This is a genomic window from Enterobacter asburiae (assembly GCF_008080435.1).
Lineage (GTDB): Bacteria > Pseudomonadota > Gammaproteobacteria > Enterobacterales > Enterobacteriaceae > Enterobacter > Enterobacter asburiae_C.
Genome location: NZ_VRKN01000005.1, coordinates 78704 through 99519, shown reverse-complemented (window position 1 = coordinate 99519; position 20816 = coordinate 78704). Strand labels below are relative to the sequence as shown.

Genomic DNA, 20816 nt, shown 5'->3' with positions numbered 1-20816 from the left:
CGGTTTGTTTTCGGGTTGTTAGCGCGAGATTATGCGATTTTCCAGATTTATCATCGGATTGACTACCAGTATAACGTTCACCGCCCAGGCCGCGAATGTTGATGAGTACATTAATCAGCTCCCCGCAGGCGCGAACCTTGCCCTGATGGTGCAGAAGGTTGGCGCACAGGCTCCCGAGATTGACTATCACAGTCAACAGATGGCGCTGCCTGCCAGTACCCAAAAGGTGATCACAGCCCTCGCCGCCCTGCTCCAGCTCGGGCCTGACTTCCGTTTTACAACCACACTCGAGACCAGGGGTAACGTCGAAGGTGGTGAGCTGAAAGGCGATCTTATCGCCCGTTTTGGCGGCGATCCAACCTTTAAGCGCCAGGATATCCGCAATATGGTTGCGGTGCTGAAAAAATCTGGCGTGCAGAAAATTGATGGCAATGTGCTGATCGATACGTCCATCTTTGCCAGCCACGATAAAGCCCCTGGCTGGCCGTGGAACGACATGACCCAGTGCTTTAGCGCCCCGCCTGCCGCCGCGATTGTCGACCGTAACTGCTTCTCGGTTTCGCTTTACAGCGCGCCAAAGGCAGATGATTTAGCGTTTATCCGCATAGCGTCCTACTACCCGGTCACGATGTTTAGCCAGGTCCGCACGCTGGCGAAAGGCTCCCCGGATGCGCAATATTGTGAGCTGGACGTCGTGCCAGGCGATCTTAACCGCTTCACGCTTACCGGCTGCCTGACGCAGCGCGCCGATCCGCTGCCGCTGGCCTTTGCGATACAGGACGGTGCCAGCTACGCGGGCGCCATTCTGAAAGATGAACTGAAACAAGCGGGAATAACCTACTCCGGCACGCTGCTTCGCCAGACGCAGGTCAACCAGCCCGGCACGGTCATCGCCAGCAAACAGTCTCCGCCGCTGCACGATTTACTGCGAATCATGCTGAAAAAGTCGGACAACATGATTGCCGACACCGTGTTCCGCATGATTGGTCACGCACGTTTCGGCGTGCCGGGAACCTGGCGCGCGGGTTCAGACGCCGTTCGTCAGATCCTGCGCCAGCAGGCCGGGATCGAGCTGGGTAATACTATCGCCGTCGATGGCTCCGGATTATCGCGTCATAATTTGATCTCTCCGGCCACGATGATGCAGGTGCTTCAGTACATTGCACAGCATGACACTGAGCTAAACTTTATTTCAATGCTGCCGCTGGCCGGGCATGACGGTTCACTGCAGTACCGCGCCGGGCTTCATGCTGCCGGTGTGGATGGCAAAGTATCCGCTAAAACAGGCTCACTGCAGGGGGTTTACAACCTTGCAGGCTTCATCACTACCGCCAGCGGACAACGCATGGCATTCGTGCAGTATCTTTCCGGCTATGCCGTCGAACCAACCGACCAGCGCAATCGTCGTATTCCGCTTGTTCGCTTCGAAAGCAGGCTTTATAAGGACATCTACCAGAATAACTAGCGATGAAACTACTCATAGTTGAAGACGATCTGTTATTGCAGGAAGGGCTGGCGCTGGGGCTGGCCAGTGAAGGGTATGCCCTCGACTGTGCCGGTACCGCAGCAGAGGCGGACGCTCTGATTCAGAGCGGAGAATACAGTCTGGTGATCCTCGATTTGGGCTTACCTGATAAAGACGGCGCCACGCTGCTCAGCCAGTGGCGACGCCGCGGTATCGCCAACCCGGTATTGATCCTGACGGCACGCGATGCCATTGAGGATCGTATCACCGGCCTCGATGCAGGTGCGGATGATTACCTGGTGAAACCTTTTGCGCTTGCGGAGCTGCAGGCTCGGGTGCGGGCGTTGATTCGCCGCTATCAGGGCCATAGTGATAACTTACTGACCGACGGCGATATTACGCTGAATCTGCAAACCCAGCAGGTACTGCGCCAGGATCAGGCGGTAGAGGTGACGCCAAAAGAGTTCGCCTTGCTGACGCGCCTGATCATGCGCAGCGGGCAAACGGTGCACAGAGAAACGCTCCAGCAGGATATCTACTCCTGGCAAGACGATCCGGGGTCAAATACCCTTGAAGTTCACATTCACAACCTGCGTCGCAAGCTCGGCAAGGACAGAATCAAAACCGTCCGTGGCGTTGGCTATCGCCTGGAGAGTCAGAAATGAACAGCATGCGTCGGCGTTTGATGGTGCTGCTGGCGGTCATTCTCTTATTTTTCCAGCTGATAAGCGTCATCTGGCTGTGGCATGAAAGCCGTGAGCAGATTGGTTTTCTGGTTAATGAAACGCTGTCGGCGAAAGCCCGTAATAACCATGTCGAAAAAGAGATCCGCGAGGCGATTGCTTCCCTTCTCGTCCCTTCTCTGGTGATGGTCGGTTTCACGCTGCTGTTTTCATTCTGGGCGGTCACCTGGATAACCCGGCCCCTGAATAAATTGCGTGCCAGCCTGGCTAACCGTTCGGCGGATAACTTAACTCCACTTCCTATGTATTCCGACATGGAGGAAATCGGCGCGGTGACAACCTCCCTGAACCAGTTGCTCGCCCGGCTGGACAATACCATTCAGCAGGAGCGTCTCTTCACCGCTGACGCCGCACACGAGCTTCGAACGCCCCTTGCCGGTATCCGGCTTCATCTGGAGCTCATGGCGCAGTCAGGCGCGCCACAGGCCGCGACGTTAATTAGTCGTATCGATCAGCTCATGCATACCGTTGAGCAACTTCTGATGCTGGCCCGTGCCGGACAGGCAATGGCCAGCGGCCACTACGAAACCGTTAACTGGACGGACAATATCATCACCCCGCTTGGCCTGGAGCATGAAGCCAAAGACCATACGGTGATATGGCCCGCTAAAAGCGCGCTCACGGTTCAGGGAGACGCCGTGCTTCTGCGTCTGATGCTGCGCAACCTGCTTGAGAATGCCGGACGTTACAGCCCTCCAGGGACAACGATTGAGTTGACCTTAACCGGAGTTGAAGGCGGTACTCAGATCAGCGTTATCGATCAGGGTCCTGGTATTGATGAAGCGCACCGACAGTCAATTACTGAGCCATTCCGCCGTCTTGACCAGCGCTACGGTGGCAGCGGTCTGGGCCTGAGTATCGTGCAGCGCATCGTTCAGCTCCACCACGGCAGGTTGACGCTTGAGAATGCCGCTAAAGGTGGTTTAATCGCCAGCTGCTGGCTGCCCTCAACGCTGGAATAAAAAAAGCCCCCATAATGGGGGCTTTGGACAGATATTAGTGCTTGTAGATGAACTCGACGCCTTCTTCGTCGTCTTCATCCCAGTCATCGTCCCAGTCTTCATCATCCTCTTCCGCTTCCAGCTCTTCGAGCTGCTGGCGGTGGTAGTCATCCCACATGAATTCGACTTTTTCAGGCTGTTTCGCTTCTTCCGCCTGTACGATTGGGTTCTCAATGATGAAGGTCATCACATCCCAGCACAGATCTTTCACGCCAACCTGGCTTGCCGCAGAGATCAGGTAGTATTTATCTTCCCAACCCATCGCTTCAGCAATCGCTTTGGCTTTTGCTTCCGCTTCGGCTTTATCCATCAGGTCGATCTTGTTGAAGACCAGCCAGCGTGGCTTACCTGCGAGTTTTTCACTGTATTTTTCAAGTTCACCGATGATGATACGGGCGTTTTCGACCGGATCGGACTCATCGATTGGATTAATATCAACGATGTGCAGCAATACGCGGCAGCGCTCAAGGTGTTTCAGGAAGCGAATACCCAGTCCTGCGCCTTCTGCTGCGCCCTCGATCAAACCAGGGATATCAGCGACAACAAAGCTCTTTTCGTGGTCCATACGAACAACGCCCAGGCTTGGCACCAGCGTCGTAAACGGATAATCCGCCACTTTTGGTTTCGCCGCAGAGACGGCGCGAATGAACGTCGATTTACCGGCGTTAGGCATACCCAGCATACCGACGTCAGCCAGCAGCATCAGTTCCAGCTGCAGCTCGCGCGTATCGCCCGGCGTACCCATGGTTTTCTGACGCGGAGCACGGTTAACCGATGATTTAAAACGGCTGTTACCGAGACCATGCCAGCCACCTTTTGCAACCAGCAGGCGCTGACCGTGTTTGGTCATATCACCCATGGTTTCACCGGTGCCCTGGTCAATCACACGCGTACCGACCGGAACCTTGATGTTGACGTCTTTACCACGTTTACCCGTACAATCACGGCTCTGGCCGTTCTGGCCGCGCTCGGCACGGAAAGATTTTTCGAAACGGTAGTCGATCAGCGTGTTGAGGTTTTCATCCGCCTCCAGCCACACGTCACCACCATCCCCGCCGTCGCCGCCATCAGGACCGCCACGTGGGATATACTTTTCACGGCGGAAGCTCACGCAACCATTGCCGCCATCACCAGCCACGACCAGGATCGTCGCTTCATCAACAAACTTCATTTTACTCTCCGTAACTCATTCGCCTGAGCGGGGGACTACTACAACCGCTTCATTTTTGCGCCAACGTCCCCAAAGACGATGACCAATGGCGGAATACATCGCGCCCGCAACCACGACAAACGCACCGAGATAACCCAACAGGTTGAGCATCGGTCTGACGAAGACATCGGGCCAGGCCATTGATAACAAATCTGAAAATAACAGCGTAAACAGCGGAGTAAGCGTAATTAACGCGCTCACCTGTGCTGCCTGCCAGCGCGCCATCGCTTCGGCCAGCGCGCCATAACCGACCAGCGTGTTCAGCCCACAAAAAATGAGGCACGCCAGTTGCCAGTCGCTAAGCTGGGTAATCACGCCCGGCTTTGCTAATGGCAGCAATGCTACTGTACATAAAGTGTACAGTAAAAAGAGGATCTGCTGTGAGGCAAGTCGACGCAATAACACCTTTTGCGCGACGCCATAGCTCACCCAGACCGTTGCTGCTCCCACACCAAAAATTACACCCCATGTGTAATCCGTCAGGCGGGTAAAAATCTCTATCAGACTGGTGTTGAAAAACATCACCAGACCGCACAACAGCATGCTCGCCCCGATAATCTGCGTACCGCGCATCTTCTCCTTGAGGATAAAGACGCTGGCGACCATCATGCCCACCGGTGAAAGCTGACCTATCACCTGCGACGCCGTGGGGCTGAGATATTGCAGGGAAGAGCTGAACAGGATGAAGTTACCGAACAGACCGCCCGTCGCGATAGCCAGCAATACCAGCCAGCGCGGTTTACGGAAGAGCCGCAAGGGTGGAAGCTTACCTTTGATAGCCAGAATGGCCCCGAGGCCGATGCTTGCCATCAGAAAGCGATAAAAGACCACCGTAGGTGGCTCCATCACTTCCAGTACCTGCTTCATTGCAATTGGCAACGCACCCCAGCACATTGCGGTGGTGAGCGCCAAAAGAATACCCATGCCGGCCTGCTGCTTCATGCCCGTTTTCCCTACAGAAAAAATTACCGGGTTTCCAATGTAAAAAGCCCCGCAACAGGTTGCGGGGCTTTAATCCGTTACCGGACCGAGAAAACCTTACTCAGCAACAATGCTGATGTATTTACGGTTGTTCGGGCCTTTAACTTCAAATTTCACTTTACCGTCTGCTTTAGCAAACAGAGTGTGGTCACGACCGCAACCTACGTTGTTGCCAGCGTGGAATTTGGTACCACGTTGACGAACGATGATGCTACCCGCCAGAACGGATTCGCCACCGAAACGCTTAACGCCCAGGCGTTTAGCTTCTGAATCGCGACCGTTACGTGTGGAGCCGCCAGCCTTTTTATGTGCCATTTAAATCTCTCCTCAGGTCTTAGGCGCTGATGCCAGTAATTTTCACATCAGTGAACCACTGACGGTGGCCCTGCTGCTTACGGTAGTGTTTACGACGACGAAACTTAACGATTTTAACTTTCTCGCCACGACCGTGTGCAACAACTTCAGCTTTGATAACGCCGCCATCAACGAAAGGAACGCCGATTTTGACTTCTTCACCGTTTGCGATCATCAGAACTTCTGCGAACTCAACAGATTCGCCAGTTGCGATGTCCAGCTTTTCCAGGCGAACGGTCTGACCTTCGCTTACTCGGTGTTGTTTACCACCACTTTGGAAAACCGCGTACATATAAACTCCGCTTCCGCGCACGTCCTCGTATGAATCAGAGTGCGCTATAAATATTCACAATAGGGCGCGAATATTACGCAAAACGCGAGCCTTTGACAAGTGCTACCGTCAATACATGAAGAAAAAAAACACAACACGTACGGTAACGTTTATCTGTGCCGTTTTTTCAGTACAATCAGCACTACTATTGATAAACCGAAACCCTTCGTTACCCCATTTAAAATGGGATCAACAGGATAAAAAGCCCGGCTTTTGCGATGAATTTAGAAAAAATCAACGAGTTAACCGCGCAAGATATGGCGGGTGTGAATGCAGCAATCCTGGAGCAACTCAACTCTGACGTTCAGCTGATCAATCAGTTGGGCTATTACATCGTCAGCGGCGGCGGTAAACGCATTCGTCCGATGATCGCCATTCTGGCTGCCAGAGCCGTTGGCTATCAGGGAAATGCTCACATCACTATCGCAGCGCTCATCGAATTTATTCACACGGCGACGCTTCTGCACGACGATGTGGTGGATGAATCGGATATGCGTCGTGGCAAAGCCACGGCAAACGCCGCTTTCGGGAACGCAGCCAGCGTACTGGTGGGGGATTTTATCTATACCCGCGCCTTCCAGATGATGACCAGTCTGGGCTCTCTGAAAGTGCTGGAAGTGATGTCCGAAGCCGTAAACGTTATTGCTGAAGGTGAAGTGCTGCAGTTGATGAACGTCAACGACCCTGACATCACCGAAGAAAACTACATGCGCGTGATCTACAGCAAAACCGCACGCCTGTTTGAAGCGGCTGCCCAGTGTTCCGGCATTCTGGCTGACTGTACCGAAGCACAAGAAAAAGGCCTGCAGGACTATGGCCGCTATCTGGGCACGGCATTCCAGCTGATTGATGATTTACTGGACTACAGTGCGGACGGGGAGACGCTCGGCAAAAACGTGGGCGATGACCTGAACGAAGGCAAACCGACCCTGCCGCTGCTCCATGCTATGCGCAACGGAACGGCCGACCAGGCGAAAATGATCCGCGAAGCGATCGAGCAGGGAAATGGCCGCCATCTTCTGGAACCTGTGCTGGAAACCATGGCTATCTGCGGATCGCTGGAATGGACGCGTCAGCGTGCGGAAGAAGAAGCCGACAAAGCCATCGAAGCTCTCCAGGTTATTCCCGACAGCCCGTGGCGCGAGGCACTGATTGGTCTTGCCCACATCGCCGTTCAGCGCGACCGTTAAATCCCCCTTGTTTCTCCCCGCGACCATGGCGGGGAGATTCCAGTACACTCCTTTAAACTACGCGTTCATGTAAATTCATCGGCTTAGAGACCGCATGAATAAAGGCGTGTCTTATTCTGAATATCCCTTCAAGTAACGCGAACTTTTTAGAACAAGAGTTTGAAATGGGTATAGTAACCTCGTCGTTTCAGAAGAAACGGCGTAGGTGAATCCGAACTTAAGGACAGCGTTATGGATACGAAATTTATCGACTGGCACACGGCTGATATTATTGCCGCACTGCGCAAAAGAGGCACTTCACTGGCAGCAGAGTCCCGCCGCCATGGACTGAGCTCTTCAACCCTGGCAAATGCCCTCACCCGCCCCTGGCCCAAGGGAGAATTAATTATCGCGATGGCGCTGGATACGCATCCGTGGGTAATTTGGCCTTCACGCTACCACGATCCCATTACCCATGAGTTTATCGACAGAACGCGCATGATTCGCCAGAGAAAGGCAAAGAAAGAACCGAAGGAATAACGCTTTTTTTTGACAGGAACAGCAACCCCCCGGTCATTGCTGGCAGGGGGCTGCCGGAACGATTACTCGCCCTTCACACGCTCGATATTGGCACCCAGCGCGCGCAGCTTATCTTCGATACGCTCATAACCACGATCGATATGATAAATACGGTCCACGATCGTTGTGCCTTCCGCGATACAACCTGCCAGCACCAGGCTTGCAGACGCACGCAGATCGGTTGCCATCACCTGAGCACCTGACAGTTTCTCAACGCCATGGCAGATCACGGTATTACTTTCGATCTCAGCATGCGCGCCCATACGAATCAGCTCCGGTACGTGCATAAAGCGGTTCTCGAAAATAGTTTCAGTGATGAAGCCAGTCCCTTCTGCGACCAGGTTCAACAGGGTGAACTGCGCCTGCATGTCCGTTGGGAACGCCGGATGAGGCGCCGTACGTACATTGACCGCTTTTGGACGCTGGCCGTGCATATCAAGGCTGATCCAGTCTTCACCGATTTCGATATCCGCACCCGCATCGCGCAGTTTCGCCAGCACCGCATCCAGAGTATCAGGCTGTGCATTGCGACAAACAATCTTACCGCCAGAGATCGCCGCAGCGACCAGGAAGGTGCCGGTTTCGATACGGTCCGGCAGTACGCGATAGACACCACCGCCCAGACGCTCAACGCCTTCGATGGTGATACGGTCGGTACCCTGACCGGAGATCTTCGCACCCAGCGCCACCAGGAAGTTGGCGGTATCCACAATTTCCGGTTCGCGCGCGGCGTTTTCGATGATAGTGGTACCTTCTGCCAGCGTCGCCGCAGACATAATGGTGACCGTTGCGCCCACGCTCACTTTGTCCATGACAATGTGCGCACCTTTCAGACGACCATTGACGGACGCTTTGACGTAACCTTCTTCCAGCTTGATCTCTGCGCCCAGTTTCTCCAGTCCAAAGATGTGCAGGTCAACCGGACGCGCACCAATGGCGCAGCCGCCCGGCAGAGAGACCTGACCCTGACCAAAACGCGCCACCAGCGGGCCAAGCGCCCAGATGGATGCACGCATGGTTTTCACCAGATCGTAAGGGGCTGAGAAGTTGTTCACCTTGCTGGCGTCGATCCAGACGGAACCGTTACGCTCGACTTTCGTGCCCAACTGGGTGAGCAACTTCATGGTGGTGTCGATATCTTTCAGCTTCGGTACGTTCTGAATTTCTACCGGCTCTTCCGCGAGCAGCGCAGCAAAGAGGATTGGCAGCGCGGCGTTTTTCGCGCCAGAAATTGTGACTTCGCCCTGGAGACGCGTTGGCCCCTGTACACGAAATTTATCCATTGTGTGCTCTCTTATAAATTCAACCGTGCTGCGGGCCTGTCGCCCTCAGCTCAAAAACCGTTTAGTTTGCGATCGCGTGCCCACTCTTGCGGGGTGAACGCTTTAATCGACAGGGCGTGGATGCGGTTATCCGCAATATATTCCATCAGCGGCGCGTACACAGCCTGCTGTTTCTTCACACGGCTCATACCGTCGAACATCTCACCCACAGCAATAACCTGGAAGTGACTACCATCGCCAGTGACGTGGGCTTCCTGAAGGGAGAGTGCATTCATCAGCACTGTCTGGATTTCATGATTTTCCATGGGCTCTTAATCATCTGATAGTGAAAACAAGCCCAACATCTTAGAGCAAAGTGGCGTTGTCTTAAACAAGCAAAAAGCCCCGACGATGAAACTGTCAGGGCTTTCGGAAGTAACGCACTGAAAATATTAACGAGGCAGTACGTCCTGAGGGAGATTGTAGAGCTGCGCGAGAGTAACGACATTATCGCTCGCGCCGTGAAGCGTGACGCTAGCCCCCTGCTTTTTCCCTACAGCAACCAGATGGGCAAGCAGCGCAACACCCGCCGTATCCACCCGCGTGACGTCGGTTAAGTCGATAAGCGTCACGCCCTGCATCGCTTCATGGCGTTTGTCCCACAGTGGATTCAGCAGATCCTGATCCAGTTCACCGGACAGCTTTAATGTCTCACCTTCACGCGACCAGCTGAGTTGCTGCGACATTACTTCTTCTCATCCAGGCTAATTTTCTGACGAGAGATAGACTGCAGCTGTGCGGTCAGGCCATCAATGCCTTTGGTGCGCAGCAGGTCGCTCCATTCGTTCTGTTTGGTGGTGATCATGCTTACCCCTTCGGCAATCATGTCATACGCCTGCCAGTGACCGGTCTGGCTGTTTTTACGCCACTGGAAATCCAGACGAACCGGCGGACGACCGTTAGGATCGTTGATCGTCACACGGATAGGCACGATGGTCGCATCGCCCAGCGGCTGCTCAGGTGCAATCTGATAGGTCTGGCCATGGTACATCGCCAGCGCCTGGCCATAAGCCTGTTTCAGGTATTCACGGAACGCGGCAAAGTAGGCATCTCGCTGCGCAGGGGTCGCGTCTTTGTAATAACGTCCCAGCACCAGCGCACCCGCATATTTAATCTGCACGTACGGCAGCAGCTCCTGGTCAACGACATCACGCAGATAATCAGGATTAGCACGAATTTTAGGCTGTTCGTTTGTAAGACGGTCGAAGGTCTTCTTCGCCGCTTCGTCCATCAGTTTGTACGGGTTACTCTGATCCGCAGCGTGGGCGGCGGTAAGAGGGGCGATGACCAGCATGGCAACCATTAACAGTCGTTTAAACATGAATGACTTCTCCTGAAATTAATTCGCAGCACCAGGTGTCGGTGCGACGTCGGTATGACCTTCGCTCTGCGCAGGGGCAGCGTCGGATTTTTTCTCATCCCCTTTACTGCTGTAAAGGAACTGACCAATCATATCCTCCAGAACCATCGCGGATTTCGTATCCTGAATGACGCTACCGTCTTTAAGGATAGTCGTTCCCAGCTCGGGGTCTTCAAAGCCGACGTTAAGCGCCAGATATTGTTCGCCCAGCAGGCCGGAAGTACGGATAGAAAGGGAACTGGTGTCCGGAATATGGTTATAACGCTCTTCGATATCCATCGCGACGCGTGGCAGATAGGTTTTCTCATCAAGCGTAATGTCAGATACGCGACCGATCACCACGCCGCCGATACGGACCGGTGAACGCGCCTTCAGCCCGCCGATATTATCGAAGGTGGCATAGATGCGATACGTCGGCTCGGTGCGCACAGACGTGATATCCGCCGCTCTCAGGCAGATAAACAGCGCGGCCAGCAGCGCCAGAAGCAGGAATACACCGACCCAAATTTCATTTTTTCTCGTTTGCATGAACTCAATTCCCAAACATCAGTGCGGTGAGCACAAAATCCAGACCCAGTACGGCCAGCGACGAATGTACGACTGTACGTGTAGTTGCACGGCTAATGCCCGCCGACGTCGGGATGGCATCGTAACCATTGAACAATGCAATCCAGGTGACCGTAATGGCAAATACCACGCTTTTAATCAGGCAGTTAACCAGATCCATTCGCAGGTCAATGGCGTCCTGCATCGCGGACCAGAAGAAACCGGCATCAATGCCTTTCCAGTGCACGCCAACCAGCGAACCGCCCCAGATACCCACGGCGACAAACAGAATAGTCAGTAACGGTAAAGAGATCACCCCAGCCCAGAAGCGCGGCGAAATGACGCGACGCAATGGATCGACCGCCATCATCTCCATGCTGGAGAGCTGCTCGGTCGCACGCATCAGGCCAATTTCAGCCGTTAATGCCGACCCCGCACGCCCGGCGAACAACAGCGCCGCCACAACCGGCCCCAGTTCACGCAGCAGCGAGAGCGCCACCAGCATCCCGAGGCTGGTTTCCGCGCTGTAGGTTGTCAGAACAAGATAGCCCTGTAGCCCAAGCACCATACCGATAAACAGACCGGAAACAATGATGATGAGCATCGACAGCACGGCGACATTATAAAGCTGCCGCACCAGCAGCGGTGCGTGCTTACGGAATTCCGGCTTGCCGACCAGCGCGTTGAATAACATCAATCCGGCACGCCCGAACGTCCTGATGGTTTTTATGCCACGGTGTCCGAGAGCGGCCAACGCATTTAACAGCATGAGTGGCTTAACTCCCTATTCCCAGTAAATCGTCACGATAGTCGCCCGCCGGGTAGCGGAACGGCACAGGGCCATCGGCAATACCGTCGAGGAACTGTCGCACGCGCGGATCGCAATTTTCCTGCAGCGCCTGGGCGCTACCGTGTGCGACGATCTTTTTGTCCGCCACGATATAGGCGTAATCGGCAATGCTCAATACTTCCGGTACATCGTGAGACACCACAATGCAGGTGACGCCAAGCGCGCTGTTCAGTTCAGAGATGAGCTTCACCAGCACGCCCATCGTAATGGGATCCTGTCCAACAAACGGTTCGTCGAACATGATTAAATCAGGTTCTAATGCAATGGCTCGCGCCAGCGCGGCGCGGCGCGCCATTCCGCCGGACAGCTCCGAAGGCATCAGTTTCGCGGCGCCCCGCAAGCCAACGGCTTCAAGCTTCATCATCACCGTGCTTTTCAGCAGTTCAGGCGGCAGGCTGGTATGCTCGCGCAGCGGATAAGCCACGTTATCAAAGACATTCATGTCGGTGAACAAGGCACCCGACTGAAAAAGCATGCTCATGCGTTTGCGGACAGTATACAGACGCGAGCGTGACATCTCCGGGATGTTTTCGCCATCAAAGAGGATTTCACCGCTATCCGGTGGGATCTGCCCACCAATAAGGCGCAGCAGGGTCGTTTTACCGATCCCGGACGGCCCCATAATGGCAGTGATCTTGCCACGCGGTACGGTCAACGAAATATCATCAAATATCAATCTGTTGGCGCGAGAAAAACTCACACCGCGAACATCGACTAAATTCGCCATCGTTTGGCTCATTTATGGTTCCTTTATTACCCTGCTCACGTTAAGGCATGCCGCCTGAATCAGCCCTCAACTCCGCATTTTTACAGAATAATAGCCGTTGAGGTTAGCGAAAGCTGGCATTTGTTTTACTTTTCCGGCGCATAAAGTCAAAATTAGGAATTCGTTACGCCTCAGACTGTATGCAGTCCAGCCATTCCCGCGCGATGGACCGACGAGTATACCTGAAGAAAGGACTTTTGATGCTTTTAGCAACAGCACTGTTAATAATTGGTTTACTCTTGGTAGTCTACAGTGCTGACCGTTTAGTGTTTGCTGCATCTATCCTGTGTCGCCTGACGGGCGTACCGCCTGTCGTCATCGGGATGACCGTTGTCAGTGTTGGAACGTCACTTCCTGAAATCATCGTCTCTGTCTCGGCATCGCTGCATGGTCAGTTAGACCTGGCAGTAGGCACCGCGATTGGCTCTAACATCGTCAATATACTCTTGATTTTAGGACTGGCCGCCCTGCTCCATCCATTTCGCGTGCATTCTGATGTTCTGCGCCGTGAATTGCCGCTAATGTTAATCGTAAGCCTGCTGGCAGGCTGCGTATTTTACGATGGTGTACTGAGCTACAGCGACGGCATTTTCTTGTTGGCGCTGGCCGTCATTTGGCTGCTGTATAGTGTTAAAATCGCCCGTCTGGCTGAGAAGCAGGGCCAGGATAGCCTCACGCGTGAACAGGTCGCTGAACTTCCGCGAGAAGGCACGCTGCCTGTTGCCCTGCTCTGGCTTGGCGTTGCGCTAATCATCATGCCGATGGCAACGCGCATGGTCGTGGATAACGCGACGGTGCTGGCGAACTATTTCGCCATCAGTGAACTGACTATTGGTCTGACGGTGATTGCCATCGGTACCAGCCTGCCCGAGCTGGCCACGGCCATTGCGGGGGCACGTAAAGGTGAGGATGACATTGCCATTGGTAATATCATCGGTTCTAACATTTTTAATATCGCCATTGTGATGGGTCTGCCGGCCCTGATTACGCCAGGGCCCTTTAATCCCCTGGCGTTCTCACGCGACTACGGCGTGATGTTATTGGTCAGCGTGATATTTGCCCTGCTCTGCTGGCGGCGGCAACGACAGATCGGCAAAGGCGCAGGCGCGCTGCTGACGGGTGGATTTATCGTATGGATGGCGATGCTGTACTGGCTCTCGCCTCTTCTCTCTGGGTAAACGGAAACGCATTATGTCGCAAATAGAATTGCAGCCGGGTTTTGACTTTCAGAAAGCAGGCAAAGACGTTCTGGAGATTGAACGTGAAGGTCTGGCGCAGTTAGATCAGTACATTAATCAGGATTTTAGTCTGGCATGTGAGAAGATGTTCTACTGTGCCGGCAAAGTCGTGGTGATGGGGATGGGTAAGTCCGGCCACATTGGACGCAAAATGGCGGCAACGTTTGCCAGCACCGGAACCTCTTCCTTCTTTGTACACCCGGGGGAAGCCGCGCATGGCGACCTGGGTATGGTCACGCCGCAGGATATCGTCATCGCGCTGTCCAACTCCGGTGAGTCCAATGAAATTCTGGCGCTGATCCCGGTACTGAAGCGACTGCAGGTGCCGCTTATTTGCATAACCAGCCGTCCGGAAAGTAGCATGGCGCGGGCGGCCGATATTCACCTGTGCGTGAAAGTTCCCAAGGAGGCCTGTCCGCTCGGCCTGGCGCCGACGTCCAGTACCACCGCCGCGCTGGTCATGGGTGATGCGCTTGCCGTCGCGCTGCTCGAAGCCCGTGGTTTTACGCCGGAAGATTTCGCGCTTTCCCACCCTGGCGGCGCGCTGGGGCGCAAGCTGCTGCTTCGGGTAAACGATATTATGCACACCGGGGATGAGATTCCTCACGTCAGTAAAGAAGCCTCCCTGCGTGATGCGCTGCTGGAAATCACCCGCAAGAATCTGGGTATGACGGTCGTGTGCGACGATCTGATGAAAATTCAGGGGATCTTCACCGATGGCGACCTGCGTCGCGTGTTCGACATGGGTGTAGATGTCCGCACGCTCGGCATTGCCGATGTGATGACGCCGGGCGGTATCCGCGTGCGTCCGGGTACGCTGGCAGTGGATGTGCTGAACCTGATGCAGTCCCGCCATATCACCTCCGTTATGGTTGCCGATGGCGACCAGTTGCTGGGTGTGATACATATGCATGATCTGCTGCGCGCAGGCGTAGTGTAATGAAGGATAAGACAATGAGTAATGCGGGTGCATCCCTTGCAACCTGTTATGGTCCGGTGAGTACCCAGATGATGGCAAAGGCGGAAAACATTCGTCTGCTCATCCTGGATGTGGATGGGGTACTCTCCGATGGCCTGATTTACATGGGCAATAATGGTGAAGAGCTGAAAGCGTTTAACGTTCGCGACGGCTACGGTATCCGCTGTGCGCTCACCTCGGGTATTGAGGTGGCTATCATCACCGGGCGAAAGGCTAAACTGGTAGAAGACCGCTGTGAAACCTTAGGAATTACCCATCTGTATCAGGGTCAATCCGATAAGATGGCGGCGTTTAATGATTTACTGGGCAAACTGGCTATCGCACCGGAAAACGTGGCCTACGTCGGGGACGATCTGATTGACTGGCCCGTGATGGCTGAAGTCGGGCTGAGCATCGCCGTTGCCGATGCGCATCCGCTGCTGATCCCGCGCGCTGACTACGTTACCCATATTAACGGGGGCCGTGGCGCCGTACGTGAAGTCTGCGATCTGCTTTTGCTGGCGCAGGGCAAGCTTGATGAGGCCAAAGGGCAATCGATATGAGTAAAACCAGACGTTGGATTATCATTTTGCTTTCGCTTGTCGCCCTGGTATTGATTGGCGTGAACCTTGCCGATCGCGACGATACGCAAACGCAAGTGGTCAACAATAACGATCCAACCTATGAAAGCGATCACAGCGACACCGTGGTCTACAGCCCGGAAGGCGCGCTGAACTATCGCCTGATTGCCCAGCATGTTGAATATTTTTCAGATGACGGTGTTTCGTGGTTTACCCAGCCTGTCATGACCACATTTGATAAGGACAAAGTGCCGACGTGGTCAATTAAGTCAGACCGGGCAAAACTGACAAATGACCGTATGCTTTATCTGTATGGACATGTTGAAGTCAACGCCCTGACCGCTGACTCGCAATTGCGAAAAATTACGACGGATAATGCCCAGATTAACCTGGTAACCCAGGACGTGACCTCGCAGGATCTGGTCACACTGTATGGCACAACATTTAATTCCAGCGGTTTGAGAATGCGCGGGAACTTACGCAGCAAAAACGCCGAGCTGATTGAAAAGGTTAGAACCTCCTATGAAATTCAAAACAAACAAACTCAGCCTTAAAGTAATTATCGCCAGCGCGATGCTGGCGACCAGTCTCCCCGCGCTTGCTGTAACGGGCGATACCGACCAACCGATCCATATCGAGTCCGATACCCAGTCTCTCGATATGCAGGGTAACGTCGTCACCTTCACGGGTAACGTTGTCATGACTCAGGGCACCATCAAAATTAACGCCGACAAAGTGGTCGTTACCCGTCCGGGTGGCGAGCAGGGCAAAGAGATCATTGATGGTTACGGCAACCCGGCAACCTTCTACCAGATGCAGGACAACGGCAAGCCGGTGAAAGGCCACGCCACGCATATGCACTATGAGCTGGCGAAGGACCTGGTCATCCTGACCGGAAAAGCGTATCTGGAACAGCTGGACAGCAATATTACCGGCGACCAGATCACCTATCTGGTGAAAGAGCAGAAAATGCAGGCCTCCAGCGAGAAAGGCAAACGCGTCACTACCGTACTGGTTCCGTCACAGCTGCAGGACAAAGGCAAAGGCCAGGCCCCGGCACAGAAGAAGAGTAACTAATTCGTTATGGCAACATTAACTGCAAAAAATCTCGCAAAGGCTTATAAGGGCCGCCGTGTCGTAGAAGATGTCAGTCTGACCGTCAACTCCGGCGAAATTGTAGGGCTGCTTGGCCCTAACGGTGCGGGTAAAACCACCACTTTCTACATGGTCGTCGGCATTGTGCCGCGCGATGCCGGCAACATTGTCATTGACGATGAAGACATCAGTCTTCTGCCGCTGCACGCGCGCGCGCGTCGCGGGATCGGCTACCTGCCGCAGGAAGCCTCTATTTTCCGTCGTCTTAGCGTTTACGATAACCTGATGGCGGTCCTGCAAATTCGTAACGACCTGACCAGCGAACAGCGTCAGGACCGTGCTAACGAGCTGATGGAAGAGTTCCACATTGAGCATCTGCGTGACAGCCTCGGTCAGGCACTCTCCGGGGGTGAACGCCGTCGTGTTGAGATTGCGCGTGCGCTGGCCGCAAACCCGAAATTTATCCTTCTGGATGAACCGTTTGCGGGCGTTGACCCGATCTCGGTTATCGACATTAAACGTATCATTGAACACCTGCGTGACAGCGGGCTTGGCGTACTGATCACCGACCACAACGTCCGTGAAACGCTGGCCGTGTGTGAACGCGCGTATATTGTGAGCCAGGGCAATCTGATCGCCCACGGTACGCCGCAACAGATCCTCGAAGACGATCATGTTAAGCGCGTCTATCTTGGGGAAGACTTCAGACTCTGATAGGGTAGGGGTAACGTAACGCCGAACCGGAGAAAAATGCTCTGAACATGAAGCAAGGTTTGCAATTAAGGCTCAGCCAACAACTGGCGATGACGCCGCAGCTACAGCAGGCAATTCGCCTGTTGCAACTGTCCACGTTAGAACTTCAGCAGGAGCTCCAGCAGGCGCTGGACAGCAACCCCCTGCTGGAACAAACCGATCTTCATGGCGAGGTAGATACCCAGCAATCGCAGGATACAGAAGCGCTCGACACTGCGGACGCACTCGAACAAAAAGAGATGCCCGACGAGCTACCGCTGGATGCCAGCTGGGATGAAATCTACACCGCCGGAACCCCTTCCGGTACGCGTGCAGACTACCAGGATGATGAGCTACCGGTCTATCAGGGAGAAACCACCCAGTCGCTGCAGGATTACCTGATGTGGCAGGTGGAACTCACCCCCTTCTCCGATACCGACCGCGCGATTGCCACCTCAATTGTCGATGCCGTTGACGACACCGGCTATTTAACCGTCACGCTGGACGATATCCTGGAAAGCATGGGCGACGAAGAGATTGAACTTGAGGAGATCGAAGCCGTACTGAAGCGCATCCAGCGTTTCGATCCGGTAGGCGTGGCCGCAAAAGATCTGCGCGACTGCCTGCTGATCCAGCTTTCTCAGTTCAGCAAAGAGACGCCATGGCTCGACGAGGCGCGCTTAATCATCAGCGATCATCTGGATCTGTTGGCTAACCATGACTTCCGCTCCCTGATGCGCGTCACGCGCCTGAAGGAAGAGGTGCTGAAAGAAGCGGTGAATCTGATCCAGTCGCTCGATCCGCGCCCAGGACAGTCGATCCAGACCAGCGAGCCCGAGTACGTGATCCCGGACGTGCTGGTCAGAAAACACAATGACCGCTGGGTCGTTGAACTGAACTCAGACAGCATTCCTCGCCTGCAAATCAACCAGCAGTATGCCTCCATGTGCACCAGCGTGCGTAACGACTCCGATAATCAATATATTCGTAGCAATCTTCAGGAAGCGCGATGGTTGATCAAAAGTCTGGAGAGCCGAAATGATACGCTGCTACGCGTTAGTCGCTGTATTGTCGAACAGCAGCAGGCTTTCTTTGAGCAGGGCGAAGAGTATATGAAACCGATGGTACTGGCGGATATCGCCCAGGCTGTCGAAATGCATGAATCAACCATTTCCCGTGTCACCACGCAGAAGTATCTGCACAGTCCGCGCGGTATTTTTGAGCTTAAGTATTTCTTCTCCAGCCATGTGAATACCGAGGGCGGCGGCGAAGCGTCGTCAACGGCCATTCGTGCCCTGGTGAAGAAGTTGATCGCCGCGGAGAACCCCGCGAAGCCACTAAGCGACAGTAAGTTAACCACCATACTGTCCGATCAGGGTATTATGGTGGCACGTCGTACTGTTGCGAAGTATCGAGAGTCTTTATCCATTCCGCCGTCCAACCAGCGTAAACAGCTGGTCTGACACAACCGATAAGGAAGACACTATGCAGCTCAACATCACTGGACAAAACGTCGAAATTACTGAGGCTTTACGCGACTTCGTGAACGCGAAGTTTGCAAAACTCGAGCAGTATTTCGAAAGGATCAATCAGGTCTATATTGTGTTGAAAGTGGAGAAAGTGACTCATATCTCGGATGCCACCCTGCATGTTAATGGGGGTGAACTGCATGCCAGTGCGGAAGGGCAAGACATGTACGCTGCTATCGACGGCTTGATTGATAAGCTTGCGCGACAGCTCAATAAACATAAAGATAAACTGAAACAACACTAATTGTCCGGGCAGTTAACGGGTGCAGGACGGCCTGTTGTGAAACACAACAGGCCATTTGTACAGTTAGCGCTTAGGTGAAATTATGATGAACAACGATTCCACTCTTCAACTGAGCAATGTCCTTAACCAGGAATGTACCCGCAGTGCGGTTCACTGCCAGAGCAAAAAACGTGCGCTGGAGATCATCAGTGAACTGGCCGCAAAACAGCTGGGCCTGCCGCCGCAGGTGGTGTTCGAAGCGATTCTGACCCGTGAAAAAATGGGCAGTACCGGTATCGGCAACGGCATCGCGATCCCGCACGGCAAACTGGAAGAGGATACCCTGCGTGCCGTTGGTGTGTTTGTGCAGCTTGAAACACCTATCGCCTTCGATGCCATTGATAACCAGCCCGTCGATCTCCTCTTCGCGCTGCTGGTGCCTGCCGATCAGACGAAAACCCATCTGCATACGCTGTCGCTGGTCGCAAAACGTCTGGCCGATAAAACCATTTGCCGTCGACTGCGCTCGGCCCAAAGTGATGAAGAGCTCTATCAGATTATCACTGAAGCAGAAGGCAATCAGGATGATGCATAACCAGGAGATGGCCTTCACATCTGTTGTCCTGAGGAGAAACGGAACATGGTGCTGATGATTGTCAGTGGCCGTTCAGGGTCGGGGAAATCCGTTGCTCTGCGCGCGCTGGAAGACATGGGTTTTTACTGCGTCGATAACCTGCCGGTCGTGTTATTGCCCGACCTGGCCCGCACGCTTGCGGAGAGACAAACCTCTGCCGCCGTCAGTATCGACGTCCGTAACATGCCTGAATCGCCAGAGATCTTCGAACAGGCCATGAGCAACCTGCCTGATGCGTTCTCACCTCAGCTGCTGTTCCTTGATGCAGACCGCAATACGCTGATCCGCCGCTACAGCGATACCCGTCGTTTGCACCCGTTATCCAGTAAGAACCTCTCTCTGGAAAGTGCTATTGATGAAGAAAGTGACCTGCTGGAGCCGCTGCGTTCTCGTGCCGACCTGATTGTCGACACATCCGAGATGTCCGTTCACGAGCTGGCGGAAATGCTGCGTACCCGGTTGTTGGGTAAACGCGAGCGTGAACTGACGATGGTGTTCGAATCCTTCGGCTTTAAGCACGGTATTCCGATTGATGCGGATTACGTTTTCGACGTGCGCTTCCTGCCGAACCCGCACTGGGATCCGAAGCTGCGTCCAATGACCGGTCTGGATAAACCCGTAGCGGCCTTCCTCGACCGGCACACAGAAGTTCACAATTTTATCTACCAGACGCGAAGCTACCTTGAGCTATGGTTACCTATGCTGGAGACAAACAATCGTAGCTACCTGACGGTGGCGATTGGCTGTACCGGCGGTAAACATCGTTCGGTTTACATCGCCGAACAGCTGGCCGACTATTTCCGCTCGCGCGGAAAGAACGTTCAGTCCCGTCATCGCACGCTGGAAAAACGTAAAACATGACCGTAAAACAAACCGTTGAGATCACCAATAAGCTGGGTATGCATGCACGCCCGGCGATGAAACTGTTTGAGCTGATGCAGGGTTTCGATGCAGAGGTTCTGCTGCGAAATGACGAAGGTACCGAAGCGGAAGCGAACAGCGTGATCGCGCTGCTGATGCTGGATTCCGCCAAAGGGCGCCAGATTGAAGTAGAAGCCACCGGCCCTCAGGAAGAGGAAGCGCTGGCGGCGGTGATTGCGCTGTTTAATGCAGGGTTTGATGAAGATTAAGGTCTGCTATTCAGGCGGG

At 54.1% G+C, this 20816-nt stretch carries 27 protein-coding genes; 16 read left to right on the top strand and 11 right to left on the bottom strand.

Features of this window, described 5'->3' with window-relative positions:
- Positions 1 to 31: 31 nt before the first annotated feature.
- The 3 genes from dacB to pmrB are packed head-to-tail and all read left to right on the top strand — an operon-like array spanning position 32 to position 3170.
- Positions 32 to 1465 (top strand): serine-type D-Ala-D-Ala carboxypeptidase, encoded by a 1434-nt coding sequence (dacB, locus tag FU672_RS11485; RefSeq protein WP_148243337.1) that lies wholly within the window; start codon positions 32 to 34, stop codon positions 1463 to 1465.
- Between the two features lie 2 nt (positions 1466 to 1467).
- A complete protein-coding gene (pmrA, locus tag FU672_RS11480; protein WP_148243336.1) occupies positions 1468 to 2130 on the top strand; it encodes a two-component system response regulator PmrA in 663 nt (220 codons plus the stop codon).
- A complete protein-coding gene (gene pmrB, locus FU672_RS11475) occupies positions 2127 to 3170 on the top strand; it encodes a two-component system sensor histidine kinase PmrB (protein ID WP_148243335.1) in 1044 nt (347 codons plus the stop codon). The genes pmrA and pmrB overlap by 4 nt, the downstream gene beginning before the upstream one ends.
- A 34-nt stretch (positions 3171 to 3204) precedes the next feature.
- On the opposite strand, the gene cgtA is transcribed toward pmrB, so the two are convergent.
- From cgtA to rplU, 4 genes are all read right to left on the bottom strand, one after another.
- Complete coding sequence (gene cgtA, locus FU672_RS11470; protein ID WP_010436018.1) at positions 3205 to 4380, bottom strand: Obg family GTPase CgtA; 1176 nt, start codon at positions 4378 to 4380, stop codon at positions 3205 to 3207.
- Between the two features lie 15 nt (positions 4381 to 4395).
- Positions 4396 to 5361 (bottom strand): DMT family transporter, encoded by a 966-nt coding sequence (locus tag FU672_RS11465; RefSeq protein WP_148243334.1) that lies wholly within the window; start codon positions 5359 to 5361, stop codon positions 4396 to 4398.
- Positions 5362 to 5457: 96 nt separating this feature from the next.
- Positions 5458 to 5715: a 50S ribosomal protein L27 gene (gene rpmA / locus FU672_RS11460; protein ID WP_004385076.1), complete on the bottom strand. Its 258-nt coding sequence runs from the start codon at positions 5713 to 5715 to the stop codon at positions 5458 to 5460.
- 19 nt (positions 5716 to 5734) lie between these two features.
- On the bottom strand, positions 5735 to 6046 hold the full coding sequence (rplU, locus tag FU672_RS11455; RefSeq protein ID WP_003025032.1) for a 50S ribosomal protein L21: 312 nt from the start codon (positions 6044 to 6046) through the stop codon (positions 5735 to 5737).
- Positions 6047 to 6303: 257 nt separating this feature from the next.
- Between rplU and ispB the strand changes: the two genes are divergently transcribed.
- Together ispB and sfsB are read left to right on the top strand one after the other, a co-directional pair.
- Positions 6304 to 7275, top strand: coding sequence for an octaprenyl diphosphate synthase (gene ispB, locus FU672_RS11450; protein WP_024906360.1), 972 nt, complete (start codon positions 6304 to 6306; stop codon positions 7273 to 7275).
- Positions 7276 to 7506: 231 nt separating this feature from the next.
- On the top strand, positions 7507 to 7794 hold the full coding sequence (gene sfsB / locus FU672_RS11445) for a DNA-binding transcriptional regulator SfsB (protein ID WP_148243333.1): 288 nt from the start codon (positions 7507 to 7509) through the stop codon (positions 7792 to 7794).
- 62 nt (positions 7795 to 7856) lie between these two features.
- On the opposite strand, the gene murA is transcribed toward sfsB, so the two are convergent.
- The 7 genes from murA to mlaF form a co-directional block, all read right to left on the bottom strand.
- Positions 7857 to 9116, bottom strand: coding sequence for a UDP-N-acetylglucosamine 1-carboxyvinyltransferase (gene murA / locus FU672_RS11440; protein ID WP_023309349.1), 1260 nt, complete (start codon positions 9114 to 9116; stop codon positions 7857 to 7859).
- Between the two features lie 50 nt (positions 9117 to 9166).
- Complete coding sequence (gene ibaG, locus FU672_RS11435) at positions 9167 to 9421, bottom strand: BolA family iron metabolism protein IbaG (RefSeq protein WP_008501458.1); 255 nt, start codon at positions 9419 to 9421, stop codon at positions 9167 to 9169.
- Positions 9422 to 9547: 126 nt separating this feature from the next.
- Positions 9548 to 9841 carry a lipid asymmetry maintenance protein MlaB gene (mlaB, locus tag FU672_RS11430; protein WP_032639716.1) on the bottom strand — a complete coding sequence of 98 codons (294 nt, stop codon included), beginning with the start codon at positions 9839 to 9841 and terminating at the stop codon, positions 9548 to 9550.
- Entirely contained in the window at positions 9841 to 10476 is a 636-nt protein-coding gene (gene mlaC, locus FU672_RS11425) for a phospholipid-binding protein MlaC (protein ID WP_148243332.1), read from the bottom strand. The genes mlaB and mlaC overlap by 1 nt, the downstream gene beginning before the upstream one ends.
- A gap of 18 nt (positions 10477 to 10494) precedes the next feature.
- Positions 10495 to 11043, bottom strand: coding sequence for an outer membrane lipid asymmetry maintenance protein MlaD (gene mlaD, locus FU672_RS11420; RefSeq protein WP_148243331.1), 549 nt, complete (start codon positions 11041 to 11043; stop codon positions 10495 to 10497).
- 4 nt (positions 11044 to 11047) lie between these two features.
- The gene (mlaE, locus tag FU672_RS11415) at positions 11048 to 11830 is read right to left on the bottom strand and encodes a lipid asymmetry maintenance ABC transporter permease subunit MlaE (protein WP_023333605.1); all 783 of its coding nucleotides are present in this window, start codon (positions 11828 to 11830) and stop codon (positions 11048 to 11050) included.
- Between the two features lie 7 nt (positions 11831 to 11837).
- Entirely contained in the window at positions 11838 to 12650 is an 813-nt protein-coding gene (mlaF, locus tag FU672_RS11410; RefSeq protein WP_024906354.1) for a phospholipid ABC transporter ATP-binding protein MlaF, read from the bottom strand.
- Positions 12651 to 12877: 227 nt separating this feature from the next.
- Between mlaF and FU672_RS11405 the strand changes: the two genes are divergently transcribed.
- The 11 genes from FU672_RS11405 to npr all read left to right on the top strand — a co-directional run bounded on the left by FU672_RS11405 (position 12878) and on the right by npr (position 20797).
- Complete coding sequence (locus FU672_RS11405; RefSeq protein ID WP_023309354.1) at positions 12878 to 13855, top strand: calcium/sodium antiporter; 978 nt, start codon at positions 12878 to 12880, stop codon at positions 13853 to 13855.
- 13 nt (positions 13856 to 13868) lie between these two features.
- Entirely contained in the window at positions 13869 to 14855 is a 987-nt protein-coding gene (gene kdsD / locus FU672_RS11400; RefSeq protein ID WP_148243330.1) for an arabinose-5-phosphate isomerase KdsD, read from the top strand.
- A 14-nt stretch (positions 14856 to 14869) separates the two neighbouring features.
- Positions 14870 to 15436, top strand: coding sequence for a 3-deoxy-manno-octulosonate-8-phosphatase KdsC (kdsC, locus tag FU672_RS11395; protein WP_025756695.1), 567 nt, complete (start codon positions 14870 to 14872; stop codon positions 15434 to 15436).
- The gene (gene lptC / locus FU672_RS11390) at positions 15433 to 16008 is read left to right on the top strand and encodes an LPS export ABC transporter periplasmic protein LptC (protein ID WP_148243329.1); all 576 of its coding nucleotides are present in this window, start codon (positions 15433 to 15435) and stop codon (positions 16006 to 16008) included. The genes kdsC and lptC overlap by 4 nt, the downstream gene beginning before the upstream one ends.
- Entirely contained in the window at positions 15977 to 16531 is a 555-nt protein-coding gene (gene lptA / locus FU672_RS11385) for a lipopolysaccharide ABC transporter substrate-binding protein LptA (RefSeq protein ID WP_148243328.1), read from the top strand. Before lptC ends, lptA begins: the two co-directional genes overlap by 32 nt.
- A 6-nt stretch (positions 16532 to 16537) precedes the next feature.
- On the top strand, positions 16538 to 17263 hold the full coding sequence (gene lptB / locus FU672_RS11380) for an LPS export ABC transporter ATP-binding protein (RefSeq protein WP_025756692.1): 726 nt from the start codon (positions 16538 to 16540) through the stop codon (positions 17261 to 17263).
- A gap of 47 nt (positions 17264 to 17310) precedes the next feature.
- Positions 17311 to 18744, top strand: coding sequence for an RNA polymerase factor sigma-54 (gene rpoN / locus FU672_RS11375; RefSeq protein ID WP_148243327.1), 1434 nt, complete (start codon positions 17311 to 17313; stop codon positions 18742 to 18744).
- 22 nt (positions 18745 to 18766) lie between these two features.
- Complete coding sequence (gene hpf, locus FU672_RS11370; RefSeq protein WP_008501444.1) at positions 18767 to 19054, top strand: ribosome hibernation promoting factor; 288 nt, start codon at positions 18767 to 18769, stop codon at positions 19052 to 19054.
- A gap of 82 nt (positions 19055 to 19136) precedes the next feature.
- Complete coding sequence (gene ptsN / locus FU672_RS11365; protein ID WP_148243326.1) at positions 19137 to 19628, top strand: PTS IIA-like nitrogen regulatory protein PtsN; 492 nt, start codon at positions 19137 to 19139, stop codon at positions 19626 to 19628.
- A 45-nt stretch (positions 19629 to 19673) separates the two neighbouring features.
- Complete coding sequence (gene rapZ / locus FU672_RS11360; protein WP_014885397.1) at positions 19674 to 20528, top strand: RNase adapter RapZ; 855 nt, start codon at positions 19674 to 19676, stop codon at positions 20526 to 20528.
- Entirely contained in the window at positions 20525 to 20797 is a 273-nt protein-coding gene (gene npr, locus FU672_RS11355; RefSeq protein ID WP_003861872.1) for a PTS phosphocarrier protein NPr, read from the top strand. The genes rapZ and npr overlap by 4 nt, the downstream gene beginning before the upstream one ends.
- The last annotated feature ends 19 nt before the right edge of the window (positions 20798 to 20816 follow it).